Raw genomic sequence first — 24,363 nt, forward strand, 5'->3', positions numbered from 1 at the left:
GCTTCGGCTTCGGCTTCGGCTTCGGCTTCGGCTTCGGCTTCGGCAGGCGTAATGCCTGTCAGGCACTCGTCAAGCACCTGGGACGCTTTTTCTTCTTCCGGAGAGATCTCCGGTTCCGATGCTTCTAGGGCGTGCTTCTCTTCCGCAACTGACATCGCCAAAACCTCCTCCATCACTGGATCAGAGGAATAAACGCGATCTGAAGGAGCCTCAGGAAACGCAATATCATCAACAGATGAAGCAGGGACGTCCGAAGCTTCCTCTACGCTTGAGAATACCGGCGCCTCCTCAGCAGCGAGAGAATGTTCGATCGAAGCCGGATGAGACTGATTCTCAGCAGCTTTTCTGGCCTTGCGCTCTCTCAAAACGCGCAGGACGCCCTGCCCCTTGTAACCCTGAACATACAGGAGATCGGAGATCAAACGAAGCGTTTCAACATGCTCGGGGTTGTAGTACCGCCGACCGCTCTCGCCCCGAAAAGGCTTCACACCGGGATAAATCGTTTCCCAGGAGCGAAGGCGATGCTGCGGAATATGGAGCTCTTCTGCAACTTCGCTAATGGTGCGATACGCATCCGGGCCTTTTTTTGCCTTGGCAGAATTCAGGTTTTCCTGATCCTGCTCAGCAGCATTGACTGAAGTCGACAAATTTTCAGTCATCCGTTCCGTCCACTCCATGAGCATCATCAACGATACCGTTCATCCGGTCCCTGAGAATCTGGGACGGTCGGAAGACCAGTACAGCCCTCGGAAGAATAGGGACTTCCACGCCGGTTTTGGGATTTCTTCCGATACGCTCCCCCTTCTGGCGAACAGAGAACGTCCCGAAGCCGCTCAGCTTCACGGATTCTCCGGTCTCAAGTGTGCTGGAGATTTTCTCCAGAACACTTTCCAGAATCATGGAGGAATCGTGGAGGAATCGTGCCGGGACAGCCCAACACGGCTATAGATGTGCTCGACAAGATTCGCGCGCGTGACTGTACTCATGACACATGCGTATCATGACGTTCAGAACAGTCAAAGGAATCAATCGTTAACCCTGAAAGACGCGAATGCGCTCACATGCGAACGAGCGCGGATCCCCAGGTCAGACCGCCGCCCAGAGCTTCCATCAGAACGAGATCGCCCTTCTGGATACGTCCGTCACGCACTGCTTCGTTGAGAGCGAGCGGAATGGACGCAGCCGAGGTGTTCGCATGGCGGTCTACCGTCACGACGACGCGATCGGCTGGAAGAGCCAGCTTCTTGGCCATACCGTCAATAATGCGCAGGTTGGCCTGATGCGGCACAAGCCACTGGATATCCTGACCAGTCAGGTTATTGGCTTCCAGCGCCTCATCAACAGCTTGTGAAAGCTTGACGACTGCATGGCGGAACACTTCGCGTCCCAGCATCTTGAGGTGCTGGGTCGTGCCTGCACAGCCTACGGCGCCGTCAACATACAGGATGTCGCCTGACCGCCCATCGGAGTGCAGATGGGTTGAGAGCACACCCTCACCTTCTTCAGCTCCGGCTTCCAGAAGGACAGCGCCCGCGCCATCTCCGAAAAGTACGCAGGTTGTGCGGTCGTTCCAGTCCAGTAGGCGCGAAAACACTTCGCTGCCAATCACCAGAACCTTTTTGGCCAGTCCTGACTGGATGAACGAATTGGCAGATGCCAATGCATAGACAAATCCAGAGCAGGCAGCGCTGATATCAAAGCCAAAGCCCCGGGTTATGCCAAGGAGCGCCTGCACCTGCGTGGCAACAGCAGGAAAAATCTGATCAGGCGTCGAAGTTGCGACCAGAATGGCGTCAACTTCATCAGCGTTCACGCCGGCCTGTTCAAGGGCCTGACGGGCGGCCTCTGCCGCCATGGAGGCTGTAGTTTCATCGCCTGAAACAATATGCCGCTGAGTGATGCCGGTTCGCGTCCGGATCCATTCGTCGGATGTATCGATCTTCTGAGCGAGATCGTCATTGGTGACGACCGTGCGTGGCAGATAGCCACCCACACCCGTCAGGCGGGCACGAATAGGACCGGACATTATTTTCAGCTCACAGGTTCTGGAGCGACCGTGCTGGCAGAAACCGGAGCCGCATCAGCTCCAAGCATGCCGAGCTGATCCAGACGGGCACGGATCTTGTCGTTCAGGTTATGGGTGACAGCATCCATTGCGACATCAATGGCAGACGCAAAGCCTTCACCATCCGCGCCGCCATGGGATTTCACGACAATGCCGTTCAACCCGACAAACACGGCACCATTGTAACGCCGTGGATCAATCCACTCCCGCATACGCTCCAGTCCAGGACGAACCAGAAGGTATCCGATACGCGTCAGGAGATTGGTCTGGAAGACGTTTTTCAGCAGACCGAAAGCAAGCTTGAGCGCGCCTTCTCCGGTCTTCAAAGCTACATTTCCCGTAAATCCGTCTGTCACGACGACATCCGTCGTGCCGGCAGTGATGTCATGACCTTCCACGAAGCCATGAAACTGATCCGCCAGGACGCTTTCCCGCAGTCGCTCGGCGGCCTGACGGAGACGTTCGTCACCCTTCAGATCCTCGGAGCCGACATTGAGGAGACCAATCGTGGGCTTTGGAAGACCCAGCGCAGCCTGCGCAAAGGCCTCACCCATAACAGCAAACTCAACCAGATTGCGTGCATCGCAGGCGATGTTTGCTCCCAGATCCAGCATCACGGTATCGCCGCGCGACGAGGGCTGAACAGCCACCATGGCGGGTCTGGAGATACCCGGAAGTGCTTTGACGATGATTTTAGCGAGCGCCAGCATGGCACCGCTGTTTCCGGCAGAGACAACTCCGAGTGCGTCACCAGACGCAACGGCTTCCATTGCAAGACGCATGGATGAGCCACGGACACGCAGGGCTGCGGTCGGCTTCATTTCCATGGAAATGCTGGCAGGAGCGTGACGGATGTCACAGATACGGGTGGCTTTTGGGTATCGTGCCAGAGCCGGCTTGAGAACCGCCTCATCTCCGATCAGGAGCACTCTGGCTGTCGGATGCCGATCTGCAGCCAGCTCAAGGCCGGCGAGAACGATATCCGGTGCCCTGTCTCCTCCCATTGCGTCGACGGCGAGGGCGTAGGGCCTTGAGGCCGCGACGTCACGATCAGACGTGACAGGCGCTTTAGACATTAAGACAGTTTCCCGGACAGCATCGCAGATGCGGGCACGCCTGTGGAGTGCCCGCAGAAGAGATCAGGCGCGGACGGCCGTCTTCAGGCTCTTGCCTGCTGCAACAACTTCACGTCCATCGTAATGGCCGCAGTGGCTGCAAACGTGATGCGGGCGCTTCAGCTCACCGCAGTTCGCGCATTCAGCATGTGCCTCTGCCTGCAGGGCATGGTGGCTGCGACGCATACCAGCACGGGACGGCGTGGTCTTTCTTTTGGGGACGGCCATGGCTTTTATGCCTCTTTCTGCTTCTGTGTCGGCACCCTCTCCGCTCCCAGCGGCATGCGGTGCCCCGTTATTCGTCGTCTCGTATTTACGCCGAGTTCAGGCGGGCGGCTCTAGCAGAGCAAACGCGAACCCGCAAGCCAAAGCTGGGGATTTTATTCTTTTTTATCCCCGTTCTTCAGGGTCGCCAGCGCCGCAAACGGGTTCGGACGACGGTCTGACTCAGGCAGGTCATCAGAATGACCAACCCCTTCTTCTCCTTCTGCTGGAGTTACGTCAACAGCATTTTCGAGACCTACCCCCGGCTTGCGTGGATAGGGATCCAGCATAAGGGCCAACTGTTCGGCCGCAGCTTCTCCGATATCAACCCCCCGGCCGTCATGCGGAACCTCGTCCGGTCCTTCGAGATCGATGGAATCGATATCGAATTCGTCTTCGGGCATTTCGGATTCAGGGATAAAGCGCAGAACGAATGTTTCAGCGAGAACGTCATCAAATTTTTCTGCCGTAATGACGCAGAGCTGTGTCACTCTTGCTGACAGGCGCCCTTCAGCAAGAATGTGCTTCTTGTCTTCAGGGGTCAGAAGGAAGCGGCATTCCAGATGATGGATGGCAGGAATACCGAAACGCCGAGCCAGAGCCTCACGCTCCTGCTCCGTAGCCGTAATCGTTTCTTCCAGACCCGATCCCAGCCGGCTCAGGGGAATGCGGCGGGAAAATTCGGGAGTATTGGACATTTGAGCACTCCACCCCCGGTCGTAATGGGGGAAATCGTTGACAGGCGGGTTCCGTTTAAGGCACGCGCTGGGTTGAGCGGTTCTCTTGCACAGGATAGTTTCTGGTTCCATGAATAACGCATCTTTTCCGACGGCCAAAAGCAGAACACCTCTTCTGCAGCGCCTGAGTCTGGCAGGACTGACCTGCGCTCCGCTTCTTCTGGGGGGATGCTCTTTCTTCAGCCCGATTCCCGAACCCCGCGGCTCGCTGATCGAAAAAACGGACTATGCCCAGCTTGTACCGGGAACGAGCACGCGTTCAGACGTTCTGGACTCCCTTGGCTCTCCGACCGCTCATGCGACGTTCGATGACAACACATGGATCTATGTCTCCATGATCACGTCTCCGACTCCTCTGGGCTTTCCAAGCGTGGACAAACAGCAGGTTGTAGTTCTGACCTTCGACAACTCTGGCGTTCTGCGGAAAATGGATACCCTGAACCGTAAGGATGGCGTCCGCGTCGGCATGGTGGGCGAAACGACCCCGACGCCGGGCACCAAAACGTCCGTCATTCAGCAGCTGCTGGGCAACGTTGGCCGTTACAACCCGATGAGCAACATGAGCAGCACCTTTGGCGGCAGCCAGGGGCCGCTGGGCAACCAGGGCACCGGCAACGGCGGTGCAGGCAATACGCTGCCCTGATCCAACTCACTTACTTTGGCAGGCTGAGCAGAACGCTCAGTCCGCCAAGTGGGCTTTCCAGAAGTCTGATAGTGCCGCCATGGGCGTGAATGATGTCACGCACGATGGTCAGCCCGAGGCCGGTTCCGCCGTTATTTCCTGAGCCGCCGATTTCAAGAAGTGTCTTCCGCCGATCGGCCGGAATGCCTCCCCCATCATCTTCGACGGTAATCTCGATCCGACGCTCCCCTTCCCAGAGCGAGAATCGCATTGCTCCGCCGTGCCGTCGGGCATTGTCAGCGAGATTGGTCAGCGCACGCTTCAGGGCATCCGGACGAACAAGAACATCCACCCCCTCTTTGCCTTCTACGCCCAGCACATGGCCACCTGCGCGCCGGGCCGCGACGGCTACGTCTTCAATAAGAGCCCGGATATCCGTCACAACGGGCTTCTCGGCCCCTTCCCCACGCGCAAATGACAGGTAGCTTCCTATGAGGCGTTCCATATCCTCGATATCTGCCACCATGTCGTGCACGTCAGGTTGAAGATCCTCAGCCCGGATCATGCCTTTGGTAGGCAACATGGCCATACTGAGCCGCAGCCGTGTCAGCGGCGTCCTCAAATCATGTGAGACACCCGCCAGCACTGCCGTCCTTTGCGCGACAAAGCGATTGACGCGCTCCTGCATGCGATTGAACGCGATTGCGGCCTGACGGACCTCACGCGCACCCTGAGGGCGGATTGCCCCCTCATCACGCCCGAGGCCGAAGAGTTCGGCCGCTTCGGCCAGTCGGCGAATGGCACGGACCTGATTGCGCATGAACAGCCCAGCGATCAGGAACAGGAGCGCCGAACTACTGAAAGCCCAGGCCAGAAACATCCAGATCGGGCCGATGCTCAGTCTCTTGTGTGGGGTCAGAACGTCCAGCATTCCATCGGGCAAGCCGATTGAAACCTGAACCGTTTCCGGAGCAGCCGACCAATCAACGAAGAATGGACGGCCAAGCCCCTGTTTCAGCGCCCGCTCGAAGTCATCGTCTATCGGGCCAAGAACATGGTTCGTTCCTTCCCGCCCCAGAGTGGTGTGAGGATGGAAAATGAACTGAAGCTGGGTGCGGAAAGCTGCATCTTTGAGCAGTTCTTCGCGACGATCTGCCTCAGGCGTGCGCTCCAACATAGAAATGACGAGCGAAATTTCACCCGTAATGCCATCAGACAAACGTCTGGAAACGACGTTCAGATATGTCCCGTAAAACAGCACAAGAACGATGGCCTGCGTCACAAGGAGCGGGACCAGCACGATCAGCATGGAACGCCCCAGAAGGGAGCGAGGCAACACCCGCCTTAGCGGGCGGTCCAGCCTGACCCAGCGTTCATCAGAGTCCGGGTTTGAGAACATAACCCTTGCCACGAACAGTATGCAGAAACCTGGGCTCCTTCGGATCCGCCTCGATTCGACGACGCAGACGCGTGACCTGCACGTCAACTGCACGCTCGCCAATCTCGTCCATATCAAGCGATTTGGCGATATCTTCCCGGGACATCACGATACCCGGCCGGGCAGTGAGAACGCCCAGGAGAGCGGCCTCACCTCCCGTGAGGTGAACAGGCCCCTCTGGCCCCGTCAGAAGCCCTCGCTCAACGTCGAATTCGAGGGGACCAAGCCTGAGAACGGACGGAACTTCTGTTACGGGCGACAACGCGGGGACGACGCGCCTCAGATGTGCCCTCAGACGCAGGAGGAGTTCCCGAGGCTCAAAAGGCTTTCCGAGATAGTCATCTGCGCCGGATTCCAGACCGTCAATCCGATCGGCGGGTTCGCCACGTGCCGTCAGCAGAAGAATGGGCAGGGACAGCCCCTCTTCTCTCAGGGACCGTGTCAGGGAAAGGCCGTTTTCTCCCGGCATGGTAACATCCAGGACCAGGGCATCCGGCTGGATCAGTTTCAGAACGTCCCGTGCCTGTATGGCGTCCTGGGCGGTAGTGACCCTGTAGCCGTTCTCCGCGAGGTATCGCTGGAGAAGCCTTAAAAGACGCTGGTCGTCGTCTACAACGAGAATATGTTCATCGCTCATCGAAAGCCCCCTCCCGGAGCCATCTGAAGAGGAGAAAGGACGCGCTTGAAGCCTTCCACGGCCGTGACCCCAGCTTCCCTGTAAGCCCGCGTCATGGCTTCACGGATCAGCTGGAAAAGCTGGCGTTCGATCGCCTCTCCATGCGGTGTCAGTTTCAGGGGGCGCTTGCGGCGATCATGGCGGTCTTCCTCCTGGATAAGAAGATTGCGCTCTCTCAGATCTCCGAGAGCGCGCCCCAGAGACTGTTTGGTAATCCCAAGACTGGTGAGCAGAACACTCGGCGTAATGCCCGGATGAGCTGCAACCAGAAACAGAATTCTGTGGTGGGCTGCCCCGAGGCCATTTTCCCTCAGGAAGGCCTCACATTCGGAATTCAGACTTCGCCACGCCAGCATGAGAGACTCATAGGACTGACGAATCTGCTCTTCACGAAGGTAAAGATGCGCTGTGGCAGAGGAAGGCCCTTCAGGCGGCCGCGCTGTCACCGAACCACTTCCTCCACATATCCAAAGCGGGTGAAATCCTGAATGCGCTGCGGGTACAACACACCATCAAGATGGTCATTCTCGTGTTGCAGCACATTGGCGTGGAAGCCGACAGCCTCCCCTTCAACAGGATCGCCATTTTCGTCCAGACCGCGATAACGGACTTTTGCATAACGCGGAACATCACCTCTGAGGCCCGGAATCGAGAGGCATCCCTCACTGCACAACATCATTTCATCACCGACGGGGATAATTTCCGGATTGATGAGAACGCGGGGCAGCATTGCCTGTTCCGGGTCCGACACCCTGTTTGCGGGAACGTGATAGATGAACAGCCGCAGGGAAACGTGAACCTGTGGGGCGGCCAGTCCGGCTCCGCGTGCGTCCGCCATTGTTTCAAGCATATCCTTGATCAAACGGCGGATTTCCGGCGCTGTAGGGTCACTCACAGGTTCGGCAATCTGGTGCAGGACGGGGTGGCCCATACGGGCAATCTTAAGCAGGGCCATGAGCTTCCTCTCTCTGTGACTGATTATTAACGCACAAGTCGCCAGCAGATTGCGCATGGATAAAAATCTGCACAAGAACCGTCGAATGAATTGCACACCGCCAAAAGAGTGTGTTAAGGGCTCCATCCCAATTGGATTGCCATATCACGGGTGACGCTAAAGGCGGGCCCAGAAGGAGTTGACGGCACCGTGCAGGTACTCGTTCGTGACAATAATGTTGACCAGGCGCTAAAGGCGCTCAAGAAGAAGATGCAGCGCGAAGGCGTGTTTCGTGAGATGAAGCTGCGTCGCCACTTCGAGAAGCCCTCTGAGCGTCGCGCCCGCGAAGCAGCTGAAGCTGTTCGCCGTGCCCGCAAGATGGAGCGCAAGCGTCTGGAGCGTGAAGGCTTCTAAAGTCCTTCCCGTCATCTGAACGGACGAGAAAAGCCGCTACCCTTTTCAGGGAGCGGCTTTTTTATTGCCGTTTTTCTGGATCTGACAGGCATTTATCGTAACCGTGCCCTCGCCCATGCAGACGAGAGCACAAGTGACGTTCAGATCAGCGAGGGTCCATCATCTTACTAAGGTAGATGGCTTCCAGCGCCCTCTCATGAGCAACCTCGGCCGCGTTGACGGTCCCGGCATGCCCACCTTCCGTATCCTCGTAATAGAAGAACGGCATATGCATTTCCTGCAGACGCGCTGCAAACAGACGTGCGTGCACAGGACCAACGCGATCATCACGCGTGGATGTGAAGATGAAAGGCGTCGGATAATGCATATCGGCCTTGAGCATCTGCACGGGAGATGTCTTTTCCCAGAAGGCCTTGCCTTCAGGCGTGGAGACGCTTCCATACTCCGCAGCCCATGAAGCACCTGCCGCCATATGTTCGTAATTGAGCATATCCAGAAGCGGAACACCGATGATGGTCGCATTCCACAGTTCGGGATGCTGGGTGAACTCTACTCCCATCAGCAGACCACCATTTGAGCGACCACGGATACCCAGCCGCTTGGGAGACGTGATGTTCCGGGCAAACAGGTCTTTGGCGACAGACGCAAAATCGTCATAGGCATGCTGGCGTCCGGCGTAACGGGCTGCTTCGTGCCAGGCTGGGCCGAATTCGCCGCCTCCGCGGATGTTTGCCATCACATAGACGCCACCGCGCTCGAACCACGTGATTCCGAGATCGGGGTGGTAGACAGGCAGATAGGACAGACCAAAGCCACCATAGGCAGTCATCAGCGTCGGGTTGAGGCTGTTCTTCGTCCAGTTTTTGGCATGCACAATGAAATAGGGCACCTGCGTGCCGTCTGTGCTGGTCGCGAACTGTTGTTCGACGGTTAGTTTGGACGCGTCGAAGAGGTGTGGCTGGCTATAAAGCAGATGCGTGGTCTGACGAGCCGTATCCACGCTCCAGATCTGCGGAGGCTGGATGAACCCTTCCAACTGAAGATAAGCATCCGAACTTCTGGCATCCGATGAAACAATCGTCGCAGCCATGTTTTTCGGCAGCTCTATGGCACGCCCGGCCCAATGCCCACCGTCGTCACGACGATAGAGCATCAGTTTTGGCTGCACATTGTCGTACAGCACAACAATCAGGCCGTCTTTGGTCGCGGCGATTGCGCCTTCCATCCCATCACCAATCGTCTGTTGGGCGGTGGGGGATATGATGACTTCCGGCGAGCCTGGATGCTCGGGATCGATCGCGACGACGCTGTCAGCAGGAATGATGCCATGAGCGGTCGTCCAGTCCTGCAGAAGATGGAAGACCAGCTGACCATCCTGGTAGCTCAGGCCATCATATTTCTCCGGCATCGGAAGCTGGCTGATATGGAGGGTTTTCGGGTCCACTCTTTCCACGTCACTGTGGAAAAAATCCTTGTGACGGTCGATCAGAAAGAGCTGGCGCCCCTGCCCGTCCCGCAGGACCATGGGAGCCACTTCCATATCGCTCGCTGTCCCACGAAAGACGTCCTGTGCCTGAGAAAGGGGCTGTCCCCGCTTCAGGGCACGGACGACATAAGGATAGCCTGAGGTCGTCAGACCGGCATCTGCTGTTCCCCAGTCCCGGGAAACCAGGAGCATATTTTGGTCGAGCCATGCCACGGCCTGTTTCCCATTCGGAAGAGCAAACCCTTTCGGGACAAAGCGGTCAGATGACGTGTCGTATTCCCGCAGTTCATGCGCATCTTCACCGGCGTTGGACAAGCCCATCAGGCAACGCTGATCATCCGGCTCAAGGCAGTTCAGGCCTTCCATGACCCAGTTGGCGTGTTCTGATTTGGAAAGCGCGTCCAGATCAAAGCGTGTTTTCCAGACGGGTTGCCCGGACTGGAAATCAGATATGGAAGCGCTTCTCCATATTCCGCGTGTATGAGCTTTGTCCTGCCAGAAATTCCAGATCTCTCCGGCCATCTGGGTTGGGGCTGCCAATCGATCTGGAGACTGCTGAGCCGCAAGAATGCGGTCATAGAGCGGCTTATACCTCGGGTCCGATGCAAGAGCGTGCTGGGTCTGGGCATTTTCTGCTTTCACCCAGTGAAGAGCAGATGAGCCATCGACACGCTCAAGCTCTGCGCGGGGTGGTGCCTGTGGTGAGCTCAGGGTCTCAGCCTGAGCTGAGGACACCAGAGGGAAAAGAGGAAGTAAGAGACAGAGAGCCCGCAGTGCGGAGGGGCGCATGCCTGATCCTTTCGGCCGCCATTCATGATAATGACGGCATCGTAAAGGTCACGCCCGGGAAAACAACCTCAGTTTACGGCAACCGCACTGAGGGATTCCTCAACTTCCTGGAAAGTTGGCATCAGGTCCGACGGGATGCTTTTACGCCCGATTTCCACACTGACCTGCGGGGCATTTCCCTGAAGATGGGCCACGATAACGGACCGGACCAGATCAAGATATGAGGCCTCCTCTTCCACGACGCCTCCAAGCCGCCCGGCGATGGGCGCGACAATACCGTAGGCCAGAAGAATACCGAGGAAGGTTCCGACAAGGGCACCGGCAATCATCTCACCCAACACAATGGGAGGCTTGCTGATGGAAGCCATCGTTTTGATGACGCCCAGCACTGCCGCCACAATCCCCAGAGCTGGCAGAGCATCGGACACGGACTGAAGAGCATGTGGAAGATGCATTTCCTCACGGAGGTTTTTCTTCAACTCACGCCCCATGACGTCATCCATCTGAAACGGATCTGTTGCGTTCATTCCGGCCATACGGAGGTAATCGCAGATAAATGAGCAAACATGCTCGTTGTCGCGGATTTTGGGAAAAGCTCCGAAGACCGTACTGCCTTGTGGATCTTCAATATGGCTTTCAATCGCCATCATGCCCTTGGCTGCGGCGAGCTTCGTCACATGAAACAGCAGACCCAACAGCTCCAGATAATCCTGACGCGTGTACTGGGAGCCTTTCATGGCCTTTTTGATCCCTGCGGGAAGGTGCTTCACTGCACCGATGGAGTTGGCCATCACGAACGTACCAACTGCTGCCCCAAGAATTGTCAGGAGTTCGAAAGGCATTGATGCGAGCAGTGGCCCGATGGCTCCCCCAGACGCGACGAATGACCCGAAGACGCACGCAAGGACAACGCCCAGACCGATAAGAATAAACATTCAGATTTTTCCTGACTGGCGAAGGATTACGGCTGATCCGGGGAAAGAACGAGAACAACACGCCTGTTTCGGGCGCTGAGAGGATTGGCGGGATCAAACAGGTTACGATCTGCGTATCCTGTGACGGCTTTCAGTCGTCTGTCAGGGAAGCCATTGCGCACAAGGATATCGCGCGCGGTCACAGCCCGGTCACTGGACAGGCTCCAGTTCCCGGGCTGACCGGGGCGATATGGGGCCGCGTCTGTATAGCCACTGACGGACAGGCGCCCTGGAAGCTTTTCCAGATAGGGCGCAATCAGTTTCAGCAGATCCGAAGCATGTCGCGTAGGAGTGGCAGAGCCGAGTGCGAACATGGGCTGATGGTCAGAGTCCGCAATTTCCACGTGTAGCCCATCATCACCCACCTTGACCGACACCTGAGAGCGCACATCGGCCAGCTGCGGCGAAGCATCCAAAGCCTTGCTGATCTGCGCTGCGGCATGACTTAACTCAGCCTCCTGCGCCTCTTGTCCATCCGGAGTTGCGGGAGGTTGACCAAGCTGGATCTGCTGATCATGAAGAACGACAATTCGAGTACTGCGATCCCCTGCATCCCTGTTCAAAAGATGGTTTGTGCCAGGAGCGCCGTTATCCGGTTGGGCACCGGCCGGATCTCCCGGATGAATGGCAGCCGACTTCGGGGTGGAGGCTACCGGCTCCGGAACCAGATGAAGTACATTTTCGGCAGGGGGTGGAATATCCTGCTGGACCGCCATGGGATTAAAGAAATTTGCAATGCCTTTACGCTGTTCTTCTGTAGTGGCGTTGATGAGCCACATCACGAGAAAGAACGCCATCATGGCTGTTACAAAATCGGCGTAAGCAATCTTCCAGCTTCCGCCGTGATGGCCACCCTCCACCACTTCAAAGCGCTTGATAATGATCTTGCGCTCGTCCTTGCCACCTGCTTTCGACATTCCACCTCCTGAGAGATCTCAAGTATGGCAGTCAAAGGTTAAGGAGAGCTTTAAGAGTGACGTGGCAACTGCACGCCAAGAGGGTTTTTCACCACCGTCATCCGATAGCAGCGCACCGTCTGCCCGTGACTTTCGCGACATAAAACATCGGCCGGCAGTGGTGCCGGGATATGGTGTATTTCTTCGACCTGAAGCCCTTTATCGGTCTGCACAACAGGGAGGCGAAACAGGCTCCACCGACGATCTGTTCCCAGAACATCCAGATGAGACTGATTGAATGCCAGCTGGGACGCGAGACCGTAATCTTCCGCCATAAAGACTGTAGCTCCCTGCGCTACAGCCCGCTCTTCCAGCTTCTGACTGAACTCTGGCCATCCACCGGTCTGGCGTTGAACCGGATCTTTTGCTGGCGGCAGCGGCAATGGTGCAAATGCAGCCTGCACATAGACAAGCGCCGTCACGACAAGACCGCTGATCGCAGCCCAGCGAATACGTCTTCCCGCCTCTATCGCCGCCAGGGCAAGGACGGGATACACGACAGCAGGCCAGTTCGCCTGAACGCGGTCTCCAAAGGCGTGAAAAATGAACACGGCCAGTGGAAGAGTACCGAGCCATCCAAGAAGTCTGTTGCGCTTGAAACAGGCCCAGAGTCCCATTACGAACAGACCGAATATCAAGGGTGTGGCCAGGCCAATCTGCCCCCCCAGAAGTTCTGATAAAAACTGTATTGCCCGAGCAGGATGCCAGTCCCCCGCACGTCCTCCCTGCTTGAGCAGGCTCGCCCAGTGGTGGGCCGCGTTCCAGTACAGAACCGGGACCGTTGCGGCTAACAGAACCGGAATGGCGAGCCATGGACCGGGCTGTTTTCTCAATGCAGGCGAGAACACCACAGTGCCACCAAACCCCAGCCCGATCAGAACTGCCGTATATTTCGAATCAAATGCCAGCCCCAACAGCATACCGGCCAGCAACCACCATCCGAGGGCTCTGCTAGCAGGCTGGCTGACTGCTTTGCCTATGGCGTACAACGCCAGAGAGACAAAGAATACCAATGGCGTATCGGGCGTCATGGTAGCAGCGCCCAGTCCCAGCATCAGGGTCGCGTTCAACAGAAGAACAGCCTGAAAGCCGGACAGCGGCCATGGTCGAGAGGGGAGCAGCAGCCTGGCGGCATGGAATAACGCCCAGCTTCCCGGCAAAACAGAGAGAGGCCCCAGAAAACGTACCCCGAGAGGTGTGTCTCCGGCAATCCAGGTTCCGATCTTTATCCAGAGAGCAACCATGAACGGATGGTCAAAATATCCCATCTGTAAATGGCGAGACCAGACCCAGTAGTAGGCTTCATCCGGTGTCAGGGGCAGAATGGCAGCCAGTGTGAGGCGTATAGCCGTAAGCACGGCCAGAAATGCCCAGAACATTTCACACGTACGCACCTTGACGGCTGGCATCTCAGCGCCAGATCAGGGTTGAAGAGACCGCATAATTCCAGACCACGCCAATAACCGCTCCGGCTGCAGACGCGCGATCCCAGTGTCCATGACCTACGTTGTGTAAAACCAGCCGGGCGACACCGATATTGGCGAACACACCGAAGGAACACACCGCAGCGAATAGTGCAAAACCCCGCCACATCCGCGCCCCCTTGAGGCGACGGTCATGGTAGGTCAGACGATTATTGAGAAGGAAGTTGGTCAGAATGGCAACGGCCGTACCCACGAGTTGGGACTGGGAGAAATCCATTCCCGCCATACGTGCCAGTTGCATGACCACAACATTCACTACGACGCCAACCAGTCCAACCAGCGCAAACGCCAGAAACCGTGTTGGCAGCCAGCCATGTGTGAGCTTGTCGAGCAGCATGGTTGCAAACTGAAGCAGCACGACGACGTCCAGCTTGCTTTCGCCCGCGACCCTTGGTCGGAAAACAAACGGCACTTCGGTGATTGTCGTATCTTTGGGCGCAGACATGACAAGATCCAGCAGGATCTTGAACCCCGTGCCAGATAGTTTTGGAAGGATCGCCGTGAAGAGATCCCGTCTCATGGCAAAGAAACCACTCATGGGATCTGTCAGAGGATGAGGCAGGACTGCCTGGGCTGCGCGAATCCCGGTATCCGACAGCATATGGCGCCAATGTCCAGCAAGACCGGCATTGTCGCCGCCTTCCACATGCCGGCTGCCGACGACCATTTGCGATCCGGCATCAAGAGCCGCAAGCATTTTCGGAAGAACGCCTTCGTCGTGCTGAAGATCTCCATCCATGACCGCCACATACGTCGCGCTGGATGAAAGAAACCCCTCTATGACGGCAGAGGACAGCCCTCGCCGTCCGACGCGCCGTATTACACGAACGCGAGGGTCATGAGCAGCAATGGCGGAGACACGGGCAGCGGTGCCATCAGGGGAGTTGTCATCAACGAAGATGACTTCCCAGTATTCATCAGCAATGACACGGCTCAGAGCCGCAACCATGGGAGCGACGTTCTCTGCTTCGTTGTAGCAGGGAACGATGATGCTCAACCGTGCGGGCAAAAGGAGATCTGTTCTTTCAGATCCCAGAGCCATCAGATGGGGACCCCAGCCAGATCCCGGCTGGTATGAATGGTCTGAAGGGTCTGGACGCGAACAACATGCACGCTGTCTGTCAGGCGACGGGTCAGGATGTTCTGGTGAGCGGCATCACGGGCAACAAGACGAACCAGGAAATCCCCGCCACCGCGGATCATGTGACATTCCCGCGTTTCGGGCCAAGCCCCAACCTGAGCCTCGAAAGCTTCGAGAACACTTCCTTTCTGACTGTCGAGTCCTATCAGGGCATAGAAATTAAGAGACCATCCCAGAAGCGGGGCATCCACCTCGGCATGATAGCCCTTGATGATTCCCAGTTCTTCCAGGCGCCTGACACGCCGCAGACAGGGAGGCGCAGAAATACCAGCCCGTCGGGCCAGCTCCACATTGGTCATACGGCCATCTGCCTGAAGCTCGGCGATAATCTGCCGGTCAATGGCATCCAGTTCAACGGGGATAGGAGAGAGAGAAGCGTTCATTTGAATCTGACGTATATGGCAGGAGGTGGCGTCCGCAAAGATGGCACATGCGTCTGAAACCTTTATATGAAGGGTCAAAACACGGACGAGGATCAATCATGCCTGAAATCCATCATACGGACCTTCTGGTCGTAGGCGCGGGCCCTGCTGGTTACACTGCCGCCATTTACGCCGCACGTGCCAGCCTGAAACCGATTCTCGTCACGGGTCTTCAGCCGGGTGGCCAGCTGACAATCACAACAGATGTCGAGAATTATCCCGGATTTGCCGCTCCGGTTCAGGGGCCATGGCTCATGGAGCAGATGCGGGAGCAGGCAGAGCACGTTGGCACGCGCCTGATTTACGATCTCATCACGGAAGCAGATCTCAAGAGCGGACCGGCCTCGGATGGTTATTTCCGTCTCAAAGGCGATTCTGGTGACGAGTATCATGCCCGGACTGTCGTGATCGCAACAGGGGCACAGGCCAAGTGGCTGGGCCTCGAGTCGGAAAAGCGGCTGCAGGCTGGTGGCGTCTCCGCCTGCGCGACCTGCGACGGCTTCTTCTACCGTGGCAAAACCGTTGCCGTGATTGGTGGAGGCAACACGGCCGTCGAAGAGGCCCTGTACCTCACACATCATGCTGACAGGGTTCATCTCATTCATCGTCGGGATGGACTGAGGGCAGAGCGGATTTTGCAGGAGCGCCTTTTCGCGAATCCGAAAATTGAACTCCACTGGGATCAGGCAGTTGAAGAAGTTCTGGGCGCGGGCTCCCCGGAAGTCGTCTGCGGCGTCAAACTCAAGAACACCCAGACAGGTGAGATCTCCACACTCGCCGTGGATGGTGTCTTCGTGGCCATTGGCCATACCCCGAATACGGGACCATTCCGCCGTGAAGTGGATTGTGACGAAGACGGGTATATCCTGACCGAAGCGGGTGGAACCGCAACTTCCGTTGAGGGTGTTTTTGCTGCCGGCGACATTCAGGATCGCATTTACAGGCAGGCCGTCACTGCTGCCGGAACCGGTTGCATGGCTGCACTGGAAGCAGAACGATATCTTTCTGGCATACCTGCTATGACAAAAACTTGACCCTCGCCCCAGGTTAAGACAGTTTCGTCCCTTCAACGACACACTGCAAAAATAACGCCAGGTGACATGGGCAAGAAGGACGAAGACCGACGCGCCAGCGATCGGGGAGACCACCACATGGACTGGGACAAGCTGCGTATTTTCCACGCAGTCGCTGAAGCCGGATCCTTCACCCATGCGGGCGACAGACTGAATCTCAGTCAGTCTGCCGTCTCGCGGCAGATTTCCGCACTGGAAGAAGTGTTAAGGGTACCGCTGTTTCATCGGCATGCCCGCGGCCTCATCCTGACGGAACAGGGTGAAGTTCTGAACCGGACCGTACGGGAAGTTTTCTCGAAGCTGGCTCTGACGCAGGCTTTCCTTAGCGAGAGCAAGGAGCGTGCGGCTGGAAAGATCAAGATTACGACCACGACCGGCTTCGGCCTCTCATGGCTGTCCCCGCGACTGCATCGCTTTCTGGAAATGCATCCTGATATTGAGGTTACGCTTCTTCTTGAAGATGCGGATCTCGATCTTGGAATGCGTGAAGCAGATGTGGCTATTCGTCTGCATCCACCTACGCAGCCCGATCTTGTTCAGCGGCATCTCGCCAATTTCCCCATGCCAATCTATGCAAGCCCGGATTATCTGGAGCGTTACGGCACGCCGACCAATCTGCGGGAACTGGCAGAACATCAAATCATAGGCTTTGCGGGACGCCACCTGCCCTTGCCCAATGTTAACTGGATGCTGGATCTTTTGCGGCACGAAGGGCTTGCCCATCACGGAAGCCGGTTGGCCATCAACAACATTGCCGCTGTCGCCAACGCTATTTCATCGGGCACGGGGATTGGGTCTCTGCCGCTTTATACTGCGGCGTCCTACTCCAACCTGGTTCGCGTTCTGCCAGATCAGCCGGTTCCTCTGGTGGAGGCTTATTTCGTCTATCCGGAAGAACTTCGTACATCCAAGAGAATCGCCGTATTCAGGGACTTTCTGCTGACTGAAATCAGCAGCCTCAAAGGACAGGAATAATCAGTCCAGACGCCGTCGGCTCAGCCGCGGCGTCCGTGCTCCAGGGTGCAGGCGTGCTGATCTGCCGAGGACCGAAAGACAGCCTCCCCAATGGGAGCAAAACTGTTGGAATGCCCAAGGTGACCTTTTCCCGGACTGGCTTTGAGAAAAATCAGTCCAGCCTGGGATCGATAGCAGGGTGCGCCTGAACTCTTCTGAAGGATCACTCGCGGCGCGACATACCTGCTCGTGGGGTGCACAGATTGTTGGGTATGGGAAGACGATGCCGCAAAACATGGCTGCACGAATGTACCAACGCCAAGAGCCACCCACAGGAAAATCATTACAGAGCGCAAGGAAATTTCTCTCCACATGGCGGAGAGAATACCCTATTTGAACGCATTCCCCGCGTCCAAATAAGAGCCTGCCGGCAATCCTTCACGAAATGATGCAAGGATAGCACAACAGGGCGCGGTGCGAGGAAACGCGCCAGCGCGTTAGTCCTCATGCGCAGAACGCACTGCGCTGTGATTGACCCGCTCGCGCAATTCTTTTCCAACTTTGAAAAAAGGAACGCTCTTTTCATCCACTGACACGGTATCGCCCGTCCGGGGGTTACGACCCGTCCGGGCGTCACGCTGCCGGGGAATGAACGCGCCAAAGCCTCTCAGCTCGACCCGGTCCCCGCGTGAAAGGGCAGCGCCAATTTCATCAAAAATCGTATGAACGATCCGTTCAATATCCCGCGCCAGCAGGTTGGGATATTGTGCAGAAAGCTCGGCAATAAGTTCCGATCTGGTCATGATTGCAGCCTATCTGCCTCCGCCCATGAAACTGGTTTCAGGGTTGCAAGATCGCAACGGCCCCGTCAAGGCTGCTGATAGCCAGCTGCCTATCCATTTTTTCCATAATGCCTTCCCCGAGCACGCCTTCCAGAATGGCACGTCGGCGCGGAAGATCATACCAGTGCCGTGATGTTTCCGGTAGCAGCGGCATGACAGGGTATTGAGCATTGCCAATCTTCAACTGTTTGCGAAGCCACAACCGAGCGGCATCCTCATCTCCAAGTTCGTCTATGAGGCCAAGCCCGATAGCCTGCCGCCCCGTATATGCACGGCCATCAGCAAGACTACGGACTTTCTCTTCCGAAAGATGTCGCCCCTTGGACACCATACCAACGAACTGATCGAAAAGGTCGTTCACCAGCCCTTGCAGCATCGTCCTGCCTTCGGGCGTCAGGTGACTTGTGGGATCTGTCTGATCTTTCATGGCACCCGAAGTGATGGCCGCCACATCGATTCCCACCCGTCCCAGCAGAGGCGAAACATCCGGCCGCTGCAGAATGACACCAATTGAACCTGTGAGCGTGGACGGCAGTGCGACAATATGCTGCGCAGGCACAGAGAGCATATAAGCAGCTGATGCGCCCATATCTCCCATTGTGACAACAACCGGTTTTTTGGAAGCAAATTGCTCAATCGCATCATGCAGGCGCTCGCCACCTGTCACGCCACCCCCTGGACTGTCTACAACAACCAGAAGTCCAGTCACGGAAGAAGAATTCTGGGCTTTTTTCAGTGCAGTCGTAATGCGCGAGACATCGTTACCGATGATTCCCCGAATGACGAGACGCGCAATATGTGGCCGTCCTCCCAGATCAACTGCGACTGGGTGGCCTTTACCAACAGCAACAATAAGGGCTGCGATAAAGAGCAAGAGGGCGGCAATTCTCCATCGGAGAAGCCGCCGTCTTTCAGTATGGGTCCGGAGTAAGATGTCTGCTTCAGAATTCATGAAACAGTAGTCTCCGGACCGACAGACAATGTCAATTTCCCAAGATGATCTTATGCTGGGAAATCAAACTCTTCAGCCCTGTTTCTTCGGCTGGCGAGCACGCGGGCTTTCTTTTTTACCCTCACCCGTTGCGCTGATCTTACGGCCAAGCCCGATTTCGCGGGCAAGAGCAGAGCGACGCTGGGCGTAGTTCGGTGCAACCAGTGGATAATCAGATGGCAGGCCCCAGCGCTCGCGATACTGTTCAGGTGTCATATTATAAGCGCTCTGAAGATGACGCTTGAGCATTTTCAGCTTCTTGCCGTCTTCGAGGCAGACAATATAGTCTGGAAACACCGAGCGCTTAATCGGCACAGCAGGCTGCGGACGCTCTGGCTCAGGTGCCTGCTGCGGGACACCGGCATTGGCAAGTGCTTCATAGACCTGCCGAATCAATGCCGGAAGAGTTTCAGCATCCACACTTCCTTTGGAGACCTGGGCCGCAACAATCTGCGCAGTAAGCTCCAGCAGATCCGGGTGGGATGTGTTCTCCGACATAATACTTTACCTTCCCTACGGAATAATATTTTTAGCCATTCGCGGCGTGAAAACGTTCTGCATGTACGAACGCTGAATATACAACACAGTACCATGCAGATAGCGAATCAACTTTAACAAATTTTCTAGAATATGCAGCCTAAAAAAGAAGTAATCATAACTGTAGCGTTTTTGAAATTTACCAACGTTCTTTCGTGAGCCCTATGCAACCGATCAATGCCACCCTCTGCTCCCCAAGTGATTTCATGGGATGGCGCTCACTGAGCCGTGATTTCCTGAACCGGCAGGTCGAGGCCAATACCATTCACTGGTCCATACAGGAACCAGACATTTTATACACACCACAGAGCGAGCGTATTCTTCCGAATGCTTCTTCTCCACTGAAAATACCTCGATTTTTCGGTCGGTTAATGTCTGCGGTGTTCGCATCCTCACTCCCTGACAGGTTTGATCGGCTCTATCGCGCGCTTGAGCATATCCAGACGCATGGAGAACCTTCCACGAAAGATCTTCAGGATTTCAAGCAGGTTGCGGCAGAAGTTCGAACCCAGATTCTTGCGCTCAGAAACACGTTTCCGGAAAACCGCATCCTCGACTGGCAGATCATAAGGACGGACTACCCTCCCCAACTTATTGACAGCCAGATTGGCCCGCTTGGTCGGCTGCGAACAGCGCCATGGATTCTTCTGTCAGATGCCAGAACGCTTTGCTGGGACGGGCAGGACTACCGGATCGGTCCAGCCCTGACAGATACGCCCCTTTCTGACGCAGACCTTGTCTCCCACGCGCAGCAGACAGCCACTGCCACTCGTGCCAATGCCCATTGGCACGGTTTGGGCACAGTGCATGTTACCCCCACTGATCATGACACCTGTCAGGTTCAGTCTCTCCCTGCCCTGCGTAGTCTCGCGGTGGACTGTTCTTTCTGTGATCTTTGCCATCACGCAACACGGACCGTTTTCGGGGAAGGTTCACAGGAGGCCCGTCTTCTTTTTGTAGGCGAGCAGCCTGGTGATCAGGAAGATCTTCAGGGGCGTCCATTTGTTGGGCCAGCAGGCCAACTTTTTGACAGAGCTCTTCAGGAAGCGGGTGGCGATCGTCATGAGGCGTGGATCAGTAATGCCGTCAAACATTTCAAATTTGTACGCAAGGGAAACAGACGCATTCATCAGAAGCCGGGAAGTGCCGAGGTTCATGCATGCGCCCCATGGGTTGCGGCGGAACGACGAATCCTGTCTCCAAAAGTTACCGTCATGCTGGGCGTTACAGGGGCCAGCGCTTTACTTGGACGCCCTGTGACAGTCTCTCGTGAACGTTCTCGGCTCTTTACCCTCGAAGATGGGAGCATCGGCCTTGTAACGGTGCATCCCTCTTATCTGCTTCGTTTACCCGATGACGATGCAAAGACACGCGAATACATAAAATTCGTCGCAGATTTGAGAATGGCCATTTCCGCTCTCGCCTAACGGGAACCATCGGGGTTAAGAAAGCCCTGCAATGAGTGGCAGCACTACGTCAGCAGGACGTCCGACTCCGAACAGCTCCCCTACCGGTGCAGGTGCTTCCGCAGCCCTGCGGCCCAGGGTCAAGCTGCCTCTGTCATGGATCTATGCTCCATCGGCGGCAACGCTTACATTTGCACTCAGAAATACCTTTGCTGCCTGCCTTGCTGTAGGCATCGCTTTCTGGATGGAACTCGACAGCCCGGCCTGGGCTGCCATGACGGTCTGGGCCGTTGCGCAGGCGACGCGCGGTGAAAGCCAGTCAAAAGCCAAGTGGCGTATCATCGGCACCATAACGGGCGCTGTTGCCTCGATTGCCCTGATGGCGGCGGCTCCGCAGGCCCCCTGGCTGTTTTTCCCCATGATTGCCATCTGGATCGGCCTGTGCAGCGGGCTGGCAACATTTGTCAGCAACTTCCGCTCCTATGCTCTTGTTCTTGCGGGATATACCTGTTCGATCATCTGCATGGACGCCGCGTCCGACCCTGACAATATTTTTACGGTCGCTGTCTCCCGAACGACGTACATCACTCTGGGCGTTCTGTGCGAAGCCTTCATGGGACTAATCTTTGCGACGACCCAGGAACGACAGGCCCGGATGCAGTTGCGCCAGAAGCTGGAATCCGCCCTCATTCTCGTAACCGGCACGTTATGCAGCATTCTTGGTGAAGAGCGCGGCGCATTGAATGCCGCCCGAAGGCAGTTTGGCACGATCCTCAGTATTAATGATCAGATCGAATTTGCTGAAGTGGAAATGGGCCCGCACGGGCATGAAGGGGATCACGCCCGCGCCGCTCTGGCGTCTGTGTCCGCCCTGCTGTCACGCGGGTTCGGCATGGCGATGCGCCTGCAACTTCTCAACCATGATCATCCCGCCTTTACACAGGCCGCAGACGAGATCCTCTCTTTCCTCAGAGAACTTCCAAAACGTATCGCCAATACGGAGACGGTTCCCGATCTGCTTGCGGAACTCCAACATCTTCGGGACGTGTGTCGCCTGTACGCCGCGCCACATCGTGAGACGGATATTCAAAACAGCAACGAACCCATTCCAGGCGCAGACCCTTTTGATCTGCGACTGAATGAACAGGACACGGAGGCCCATCTGGATGAGCGCGTCCTGTTCATGTCTCTGGGTGAACTGCTTGGAGATCTGGAACTTGCCATCAAGGAGTATGAAGCCAGCACGCACACCATTCCTGGCGACCATTTTCATTTTCAGCGTCAGACCCATCGGGATACGCGCGAAGCCATTCATAACGGCCTGCGTGGCGCCTGTGCCGTTCTGGTTACAGCCCTGATTTATGAAATAACCGCCTGGCCTAGCGGGCTTGGTTTCATAGCCATCACGACACTGGTTTGCGGACTATTTGCAACCAAGGAAAATCCGGTTCTTGGCACGACCGAGTTTCTAAAGGGGGCGCTTGTCGCATATGCGGTGGCTTGGGTCCTTGTGTTTGTTCTGATGCCGAAGGTGACGACCTTCGAGACGCTAACGCTTTTCCTCGGCCCTGCGATGTTTCTGGGTGGTCTGGCCAAAGGCAATCCGTCAACCGCTGGCGGGGCGGCAGCTTACGGTTTGCTGCTCCCTGCCATGCTGGGGCTCGAAAACCATCACGTCATGAATGAAGTCGCGTTCTATAACAGCAATATGGCCGTTGTGATGGCAGTCGGTATCAGCGTTCTGGTGTTCCGCACTGTACTACCTTTCAACAGCTCGGAGGAAAGGCTGCGCCTTCGCCGGATCATGCTGACGGAACTGCGCCATCTGGCGGACCCGAATTATGCGCCCCAGATCAGTGTCTGGATCGGACGTAACACAGATCGCTTTGCACGCCTCATCCGCCACGCCGGGCCAACGCCTGCCCCGCTTATTGAAGCCTGTATTCTCGGAACACTGGCAACACTGACGCTCGGGCTGAATATTATCCGTCTCCGGACGTTGCTTGATCGGGAATATCTGCCAGACAGCGCGCGCCGCCCTATCCAGCTGGTTCTTCATTATGTTGAGCAGTCTACACGGCGCCACGATAAAGCGGCACGCGTGGCAAATGCTGCTGTCAGGCGTTTGCGCGCACTCGATGAGCATGAAACGGACCTAGTGACACGACTGGAGATGACACGCGCCATCACTTATCTCGTCGTCATTGCCTATACGATGCAGACCAATGCAGACTTCCTTGACGCCAGTCGCCCTTTTAAAGGTGAGCGGAGCCATCTGAAGCTTCAGAACGCACCCCAGTAAAACTTTGCTCCGCAGGCACACAAAGCCTTAGACAATTACCTCAGCGGTCGTCCTGCCAACCTCCTTCATGCTGTGACGGACAATCTGCAACCCGCCCCAGAGCCCCAATCCACCCATGACACAAGCCACAATGATGTCGGGCCATCCCGTTCCTGTGCCAAACACTCCCAGAGCCGCCAGCAAAACAGCGAGATTGCCAATGGCATCATTTCTGGAGCAGATCCACACAGATCGCATATTCGCATCTCCACTGCGGAAACGATAAAGCATCAGAGCAACACCACCATTGGCGAACAAAGCCAGACCACCGATGAGGCCCATCGTCCCGGCATGAGGCAACGTAGCGGACCAGGCATGCCAGAGCGTATTTCCCAGAACCCACAGGGCAAAAACCAGCATTGTCATCCCTTTGAGCAACGCGGCCCGGCTTCGCCAGATAAGCGCCATACCAGTCACTGCCAGACTGATGGCGTAGTTGGCAGTATCTCCGAAGAAATCGAGCGCATCGGCCTGAAGGGAAGCAGAGCCTGCCATGACTCCTGCGATAATTTCCGCCAGAAAAAAGCCTGCGTTGACGATCAAAGCAATCCAGAGCGCACGTCGCCAACGGGCACTTTCCTCTTTCGTAGGTGATGCCACGACAGGCAGGCAGCAGGAATCATGACAACAGGACATGGAACGCTCTCGGCAAAGGGCAGAAAGCACCCCATATCGACCCTGTAGTCACTATAGGGTCAAGAC

The 24,363-nt window shown here is 56.4% G+C and carries 25 protein-coding genes and 1 pseudogene; 6 read left to right on the forward strand and 20 right to left on the reverse strand.

Translation table 11 applies throughout. The features are described from left to right. The 6 genes and pseudogenes from B7444_RS16835 to B7444_RS13395 all read right to left on the reverse strand — a co-directional run. A partial coding sequence (locus B7444_RS16835; RefSeq protein ID WP_052954151.1) for a MerR family transcriptional regulator occupies nucleotides 1-659 on the reverse strand: 659 nt, incomplete at its 3' end. Further along, a pseudogene (locus B7444_RS13375) lies at nucleotides 652-986 on the reverse strand (integration host factor subunit alpha). The gene B7444_RS16835 and the pseudogene B7444_RS13375, both read right to left, overlap by 8 nt. Nucleotides 987-1,057: 71 nt before the next feature. Then, complete coding sequence (locus tag B7444_RS13380; RefSeq protein ID WP_007283579.1) at nucleotides 1,058-2,026, reverse strand: beta-ketoacyl-ACP synthase III; 969 nt, start codon at nucleotides 2,024-2,026, stop codon at nucleotides 1,058-1,060. 5 nt (nucleotides 2,027-2,031) lie between these two features. After that, on the reverse strand, nucleotides 2,032-3,141 hold the full coding sequence (gene plsX, locus B7444_RS13385) for a phosphate acyltransferase PlsX (protein ID WP_007283578.1): 1,110 nt from the start codon (nucleotides 3,139-3,141) through the stop codon (nucleotides 2,032-2,034). 63 nt (nucleotides 3,142-3,204) lie between these two features. Next, nucleotides 3,205-3,408 carry a 50S ribosomal protein L32 gene (gene rpmF, locus B7444_RS13390; protein WP_010503912.1) on the reverse strand — a complete coding sequence of 68 codons (204 nt, stop codon included), beginning with the start codon at nucleotides 3,406-3,408 and terminating at the stop codon, nucleotides 3,205-3,207. Between the two features lie 152 nt (nucleotides 3,409-3,560). Then, complete coding sequence (locus tag B7444_RS13395) at nucleotides 3,561-4,142, reverse strand: YceD family protein (RefSeq protein ID WP_007283576.1); 582 nt, start codon at nucleotides 4,140-4,142, stop codon at nucleotides 3,561-3,563. Nucleotides 4,143-4,251: 109 nt separating this feature from the next. On the opposite strand from B7444_RS13395, the gene B7444_RS13400 reads away from it, so the two are divergent. Continuing rightward, the gene (locus B7444_RS13400) at nucleotides 4,252-4,824 is read left to right on the forward strand and encodes an outer membrane protein assembly factor BamE (protein ID WP_007283575.1); all 573 of its coding nucleotides are present in this window, start codon (nucleotides 4,252-4,254) and stop codon (nucleotides 4,822-4,824) included. Nucleotides 4,825-4,834: 10 nt separating this feature from the next. Here the strand turns inward: B7444_RS13400 and B7444_RS13405 are convergent, their stop codons facing one another. From B7444_RS13405 to def, 4 genes are read right to left on the reverse strand one after another with little or no spacing between them, the layout of a single operon-like run. After that, nucleotides 4,835-6,202 (reverse strand): ATP-binding protein, encoded by a 1,368-nt coding sequence (locus tag B7444_RS13405; protein ID WP_016738224.1) that lies wholly within the window; start codon nucleotides 6,200-6,202, stop codon nucleotides 4,835-4,837. Next, complete coding sequence (locus tag B7444_RS13410) at nucleotides 6,180-6,878, reverse strand: response regulator (protein ID WP_007283573.1); 699 nt, start codon at nucleotides 6,876-6,878, stop codon at nucleotides 6,180-6,182. The genes B7444_RS13405 and B7444_RS13410 overlap by 23 nt, the downstream gene beginning before the upstream one ends. Beyond that, entirely contained in the window at nucleotides 6,875-7,363 is a 489-nt protein-coding gene (locus B7444_RS13415; RefSeq protein WP_007283572.1) for a MarR family winged helix-turn-helix transcriptional regulator, read from the reverse strand. The genes B7444_RS13410 and B7444_RS13415 overlap by 4 nt, the downstream gene beginning before the upstream one ends. After that, nucleotides 7,360-7,872, reverse strand: a complete 513-nt coding sequence (gene def / locus B7444_RS13420) for a peptide deformylase (protein ID WP_007283571.1) — start codon at nucleotides 7,870-7,872, stop codon at nucleotides 7,360-7,362. Before def ends, B7444_RS13415 begins: the two co-directional genes overlap by 4 nt. 189 nt (nucleotides 7,873-8,061) lie before the next feature. Here def and rpsU point away from each other — a divergent pair, with 189 nt between their 5' ends. Then, nucleotides 8,062-8,265: a 30S ribosomal protein S21 gene (rpsU, locus tag B7444_RS13425; protein WP_007283570.1), complete on the forward strand. Its 204-nt coding sequence runs from the start codon at nucleotides 8,062-8,064 to the stop codon at nucleotides 8,263-8,265. 145 nt (nucleotides 8,266-8,410) lie between these two features. Here rpsU and B7444_RS13430 read toward each other — a convergent pair whose 3' ends face one another. From B7444_RS13430 to B7444_RS13455, 6 genes are all read right to left on the reverse strand, one after another. Then, nucleotides 8,411-10,540, reverse strand: a complete 2,130-nt coding sequence (locus B7444_RS13430; protein ID WP_007283569.1) for a prolyl oligopeptidase family serine peptidase — start codon at nucleotides 10,538-10,540, stop codon at nucleotides 8,411-8,413. A gap of 68 nt (nucleotides 10,541-10,608) precedes the next feature. Next, the gene (motA, locus tag B7444_RS13435) at nucleotides 10,609-11,475 is read right to left on the reverse strand and encodes a flagellar motor stator protein MotA (RefSeq protein ID WP_007283568.1); all 867 of its coding nucleotides are present in this window, start codon (nucleotides 11,473-11,475) and stop codon (nucleotides 10,609-10,611) included. 26 nt (nucleotides 11,476-11,501) lie between these two features. Further along, nucleotides 11,502-12,431, reverse strand: a complete 930-nt coding sequence (locus tag B7444_RS13440) for a flagellar motor protein MotB (RefSeq protein WP_007283567.1) — start codon at nucleotides 12,429-12,431, stop codon at nucleotides 11,502-11,504. Nucleotides 12,432-12,481: 50 nt separating this feature from the next. Continuing rightward, a complete protein-coding gene (locus B7444_RS13445; RefSeq protein ID WP_231502749.1) occupies nucleotides 12,482-13,879 on the reverse strand; it encodes an ArnT family glycosyltransferase in 1,398 nt (465 codons plus the stop codon). Nucleotide 13,880: 1 nt separating this feature from the next. Beyond that, nucleotides 13,881-14,996: a glycosyltransferase family 2 protein gene (locus tag B7444_RS13450; RefSeq protein WP_007283565.1), complete on the reverse strand. Its 1,116-nt coding sequence runs from the start codon at nucleotides 14,994-14,996 to the stop codon at nucleotides 13,881-13,883. Further along, nucleotides 14,996-15,478, reverse strand: coding sequence for an Lrp/AsnC family transcriptional regulator (locus tag B7444_RS13455; RefSeq protein WP_007283564.1), 483 nt, complete (start codon nucleotides 15,476-15,478; stop codon nucleotides 14,996-14,998). Before B7444_RS13455 ends, B7444_RS13450 begins: the two co-directional genes overlap by 1 nt. Before the next feature lie 98 nt (nucleotides 15,479-15,576). Between B7444_RS13455 and trxB the strand changes: the two genes are divergently transcribed. Together trxB and B7444_RS13465 are read left to right on the forward strand one after the other, a co-directional pair. Continuing rightward, on the forward strand, nucleotides 15,577-16,551 hold the full coding sequence (gene trxB, locus B7444_RS13460) for a thioredoxin-disulfide reductase (protein WP_035729015.1): 975 nt from the start codon (nucleotides 15,577-15,579) through the stop codon (nucleotides 16,549-16,551). A gap of 117 nt (nucleotides 16,552-16,668) precedes the next feature. Continuing rightward, on the forward strand, nucleotides 16,669-17,565 hold the full coding sequence (locus B7444_RS13465) for a LysR family transcriptional regulator (RefSeq protein ID WP_029495807.1): 897 nt from the start codon (nucleotides 16,669-16,671) through the stop codon (nucleotides 17,563-17,565). Nucleotides 17,566-18,041: 476 nt separating this feature from the next. On the opposite strand, the gene B7444_RS13475 is transcribed toward B7444_RS13465, so the two are convergent. The 3 genes from B7444_RS13475 to B7444_RS13485 all read right to left on the reverse strand — a co-directional run bounded on the left by B7444_RS13475 (nucleotide 18,042) and on the right by B7444_RS13485 (nucleotide 19,875). Next, nucleotides 18,042-18,347, reverse strand: a complete 306-nt coding sequence (locus B7444_RS13475) for an integration host factor subunit beta (protein WP_007283560.1) — start codon at nucleotides 18,345-18,347, stop codon at nucleotides 18,042-18,044. A 37-nt stretch (nucleotides 18,348-18,384) separates the two neighbouring features. Continuing rightward, complete coding sequence (gene sppA / locus B7444_RS13480; protein WP_015073857.1) at nucleotides 18,385-19,338, reverse strand: signal peptide peptidase SppA; 954 nt, start codon at nucleotides 19,336-19,338, stop codon at nucleotides 18,385-18,387. A gap of 72 nt (nucleotides 19,339-19,410) precedes the next feature. After that, nucleotides 19,411-19,875, reverse strand: coding sequence for a MucR family transcriptional regulator (locus B7444_RS13485; RefSeq protein ID WP_007283558.1), 465 nt, complete (start codon nucleotides 19,873-19,875; stop codon nucleotides 19,411-19,413). Between the two features lie 203 nt (nucleotides 19,876-20,078). Between B7444_RS13485 and B7444_RS13490 the strand changes: the two genes are divergently transcribed. Together B7444_RS13490 and B7444_RS13495 are read left to right on the forward strand one after the other, a co-directional pair. Continuing rightward, nucleotides 20,079-21,341, forward strand: coding sequence for a UdgX family uracil-DNA binding protein (locus B7444_RS13490; protein WP_007283557.1), 1,263 nt, complete (start codon nucleotides 20,079-20,081; stop codon nucleotides 21,339-21,341). 31 nt (nucleotides 21,342-21,372) lie between these two features. Beyond that, nucleotides 21,373-23,622 carry an FUSC family protein gene (locus B7444_RS13495; protein ID WP_007283556.1) on the forward strand — a complete coding sequence of 750 codons (2,250 nt, stop codon included), beginning with the start codon at nucleotides 21,373-21,375 and terminating at the stop codon, nucleotides 23,620-23,622. Between the two features lie 27 nt (nucleotides 23,623-23,649). On the opposite strand, the gene B7444_RS13500 is transcribed toward B7444_RS13495, so the two are convergent. Beyond that, a complete protein-coding gene (locus B7444_RS13500) occupies nucleotides 23,650-24,297 on the reverse strand; it encodes a cation transporter (protein ID WP_197026261.1) in 648 nt (215 codons plus the stop codon). Between the last annotated feature and the right edge of the window lie 66 nt (nucleotides 24,298-24,363).

Origin of the sequence: Gluconobacter thailandicus F149-1 = NBRC 100600, assembly GCF_000964465.1 — a bacterium.
GTDB classification, from domain to species: Bacteria; Pseudomonadota; Alphaproteobacteria; order Acetobacterales; family Acetobacteraceae; genus Gluconobacter; species Gluconobacter thailandicus.

Excerpts from the sequence above, each read along its gene's own strand:
- B7444_RS13380 (WP_007283579.1), bottom strand. The coding sequence starts at position 2,026 with ATGTCCGGTCCTATTCGTGCCCGCCTGACGGGTGTGGGTGGCTATCTG.
- plsX (WP_007283578.1), bottom strand. The coding sequence starts at position 3,141 with ATGTCTAAAGCGCCTGTCACGTCTGATCGTGACGTCGCGGCCTCAAGG.
- rpmF (WP_010503912.1), bottom strand. The coding sequence starts at position 3,408 with ATGGCCGTCCCCAAAAGAAAGACCACGCCGTCCCGTGCTGGTATGCGT.
- B7444_RS13395 (WP_007283576.1), bottom strand. The coding sequence starts at position 4,142 with ATGTCCAATACTCCCGAATTTTCCCGCCGCATTCCCCTGAGCCGGCTG.
- B7444_RS13400 (WP_007283575.1), top strand. The coding sequence starts at position 4,252 with ATGAATAACGCATCTTTTCCGACGGCCAAAAGCAGAACACCTCTTCTG.
- B7444_RS13405 (WP_016738224.1), bottom strand. The coding sequence starts at position 6,202 with ATGTTCTCAAACCCGGACTCTGATGAACGCTGGGTCAGGCTGGACCGC.
- B7444_RS13410 (WP_007283573.1), bottom strand. The coding sequence starts at position 6,878 with ATGAGCGATGAACATATTCTCGTTGTAGACGACGACCAGCGTCTTTTA.
- def (WP_007283571.1), bottom strand. The coding sequence starts at position 7,872 with ATGGCCCTGCTTAAGATTGCCCGTATGGGCCACCCCGTCCTGCACCAG.
- B7444_RS13430 (WP_007283569.1), bottom strand. The coding sequence starts at position 10,540 with ATGCGCCCCTCCGCACTGCGGGCTCTCTGTCTCTTACTTCCTCTTTTC.
- motA (WP_007283568.1), bottom strand. The coding sequence starts at position 11,475 with ATGTTTATTCTTATCGGTCTGGGCGTTGTCCTTGCGTGCGTCTTCGGG.
- B7444_RS13440 (WP_007283567.1), bottom strand. The coding sequence starts at position 12,431 with ATGTCGAAAGCAGGTGGCAAGGACGAGCGCAAGATCATTATCAAGCGC.
- B7444_RS13445 (WP_231502749.1), bottom strand. The coding sequence starts at position 13,879 with ATGCCAGCCGTCAAGGTGCGTACGTGTGAAATGTTCTGGGCATTTCTG.
- B7444_RS13450 (WP_007283565.1), bottom strand. The coding sequence starts at position 14,996 with ATGGCTCTGGGATCTGAAAGAACAGATCTCCTTTTGCCCGCACGGTTG.
- B7444_RS13455 (WP_007283564.1), bottom strand. The coding sequence starts at position 15,478 with ATGAACGCTTCTCTCTCTCCTATCCCCGTTGAACTGGATGCCATTGAC.
- trxB (WP_035729015.1), top strand. The coding sequence starts at position 15,577 with ATGCCTGAAATCCATCATACGGACCTTCTGGTCGTAGGCGCGGGCCCT.
- B7444_RS13465 (WP_029495807.1), top strand. The coding sequence starts at position 16,669 with ATGGACTGGGACAAGCTGCGTATTTTCCACGCAGTCGCTGAAGCCGGA.
- B7444_RS13475 (WP_007283560.1), bottom strand. The coding sequence starts at position 18,347 with ATGACCAGATCGGAACTTATTGCCGAGCTTTCTGCACAATATCCCAAC.
- sppA (WP_015073857.1), bottom strand. The coding sequence starts at position 19,338 with ATGAATTCTGAAGCAGACATCTTACTCCGGACCCATACTGAAAGACGG.
- B7444_RS13485 (WP_007283558.1), bottom strand. The coding sequence starts at position 19,875 with ATGTCGGAGAACACATCCCACCCGGATCTGCTGGAGCTTACTGCGCAG.
- B7444_RS13490 (WP_007283557.1), top strand. The coding sequence starts at position 20,079 with ATGCAACCGATCAATGCCACCCTCTGCTCCCCAAGTGATTTCATGGGA.
- B7444_RS13495 (WP_007283556.1), top strand. The coding sequence starts at position 21,373 with ATGAGTGGCAGCACTACGTCAGCAGGACGTCCGACTCCGAACAGCTCC.
- B7444_RS13500 (WP_197026261.1), bottom strand. The coding sequence starts at position 24,297 with ATGTCCTGTTGTCATGATTCCTGCTGCCTGCCTGTCGTGGCATCACCT.